This is a genomic window from Nitrosospira sp. Nl5 (assembly GCF_900102495.1).
In the GTDB taxonomy this organism is placed as follows: domain Bacteria; phylum Pseudomonadota; class Gammaproteobacteria; order Burkholderiales; family Nitrosomonadaceae; genus Nitrosospira.
Genome location: NZ_FMVQ01000029.1, coordinates 1 through 2,091, shown reverse-complemented (window position 1 = coordinate 2,091; position 2,091 = coordinate 1). Strand labels below are relative to the sequence as shown.

1 protein-coding gene is annotated in these 2,091 nt (G+C 51.6%); it reads right to left on the bottom strand.

Features of this window, described 5'->3' with window-relative positions; all coding sequences use genetic code 11:
* Positions 1 to 341 precede the first annotated feature (341 nt).
* Positions 342 to 1,820, bottom strand: a complete 1,479-nt coding sequence (locus BLP45_RS14200; protein ID WP_090373147.1) for a MocR-like pyridoxine biosynthesis transcription factor PdxR — start codon at positions 1,818 to 1,820, stop codon at positions 342 to 344.
* Positions 1,821 to 2,091 lie beyond the last annotated feature (271 nt).

The window sequence follows — 2,091 nt, the reverse complement described above, 5'->3', positions numbered from 1 at the left end:
GTCGGACTTCACAAGTCCGACAGCTGCTGGGCAGTCAAGGCAAAGACACCGGTCCGCCGCCGTCGCCAGACGGAAAGGTGGATCGGTGTTTTTTTATTGGCATCTATCAATCAGCGCATAGGTGAGAGAACTGATGTTTTCTCTCCCTTTCAAGCGCTTCTGGGCTGGGGTTGAGGCCGGAATTCGACTGAGAAAAACCTATCGGAGAGCACTACCAATTAGCCCACGATTGCCTGGGCAACTCTCTCTATGAATTACTTTGAAGAGGATAAAGACCCGCTAGGGTAGGAACCTTATTTTGAGATGCTATGATGCAGAATACCTGGAAGTAATAAGTACCTCTAATTCATCCGCAGGCCTTTAAATGCGTCGGCGATGCGTCGAACACCTGCCCGGATCTGGTACTCGTTGAGAGATGAAAAACCAAGGATGAGAGTACGGGCACTGTAATTACATTCTCCATAATCATAAGCGGTGCCTGGCCCAATAGAATAGATACCTACGCCGTGACGAAGTGCGAGCTCCTGGAGTTCGGATGCAACAGGATAATTATTGGGCAGATGCCATGCCAGGTGCAGACCACTCTCCAGTCCGGAAAGGTCCACTGTCCCGAAATGCTGACGTAAAGCTTCGACCAGACAATCACGACGCTTACAATACAGATGGCGCATACGTCTTAAATGGTTGCCATAGGCGCCGCTGCGGATAAATTCAGCCATTGTTGCCTGATCCAGCCAGGCATGCCCATTATTGAGCAGCGCCTTGGCCGAGCGCGCTGCCTGCATCAATGCCTTGGGCACTACCAGGTAACCAAGGCGCAGTCCGGCACCCATGGATTTGGAAAAGGTCCCCAGATACATTACACAGCCATAATCATCAAGACCCATCAGCGCTGTGAGGGGCGAGCCGCGGTATCGAAAATCCGAATCGTAATCGTCCTCAATAATGTATGCGCCACAACGCCGAGCCCAGTCGAGTAGTTTCAGGCGGCGTTCGATTGGCAATGTGAAGCCAAGCGGATATTGGTGAGAGGGGGTGACATACAGAAGCATTACGCCTTCCTTCGGTAATTGCTCGACATCTAGCCCGGCCTCATCGACAGCTACCGGAACCAGGCTCGCATAATAACTTTGGAAGAGGGATGCAGCTCCGTGGTAGCACGGATTCTCCGTGGCGACCAATGTTCCATCCTTTATCAGTAGCCGGGCTGCAAGATTCAACCCTTCCTGGGAGCCGGCAGTGATAATTACCTGATCGGATGAAACGCTGATTCCGCGCGCTATTCCAAGATGATCGGCAATGACTTCCCGCAGCTGGAGCAATCCGCCGGGGTCACAACATTCAGTGAAGTGAGTGCTGGAAGAGGCAAATGTCCTGTTGATAAAGCGGCGCCATATCTTATGCGGGAATAAATCGAGATCAATTCGGTCCGGGCAAAAGTCAAAGTCCAGATGTTGATGAGGTTTTTTCGCCTGCGTCTGCCCGATAAAAGGAATTATGGGGCGCTTTACCGCCTCGCCCTCAACGGGAACTGACGTAGCTATCCTGCGTGCCGCGGCGAGACAGGTTTCAGGTAACTCGAGATTGACGTACGTTCCAATTGCTTTTCGAGCCTGTAAATAGCCTTCCGCAATTAAACGATCATAGACGAGCAGGACGGTGTTTCGAGAAGTGCCCAGTTGCTCCGCAAGTACCCGGCTAGCCGGGATGGGCGTACCCGGTTTCAGCTTTCCCCCAAGAATCAAGTGGCGTAACTGCTCAAAAATCTGCCCTTGCAGCGATTGGGGGCTACCGTGGTCAAGTACGATGGGAATTGCCATATTCTTTTCTTGCCAATACAACTTTACGCTTGGCTGAGATTTATCGATGCCTTGTCTGGCATATCCAGAGAGTCAGCGTAAAGCTGTTCCATAAAATTAAACACCTCCCTATCATGGAAAATGATGGGGAGGTGTTAATCAATTCACCCCGGGAAATCAAACCCGATTACTCATCCTCCTCCTCCTCATCCTCGTCTTTCTCTTTCTTTTCGGCCTTGAGGACCATCTTGCCCTGGGTGCGGCTGGCATTGAGGTCTGTTTCGGGGGCTTC

Bases quoted from the DNA above. Each gene is read 5' to 3' on its own strand.
- BLP45_RS14200 (WP_090373147.1), bottom strand. From the start codon at position 1,820: ATGGCAATTCCCATCGTACTTGACCACGGTAGCCCCCAATCGCTGCAA.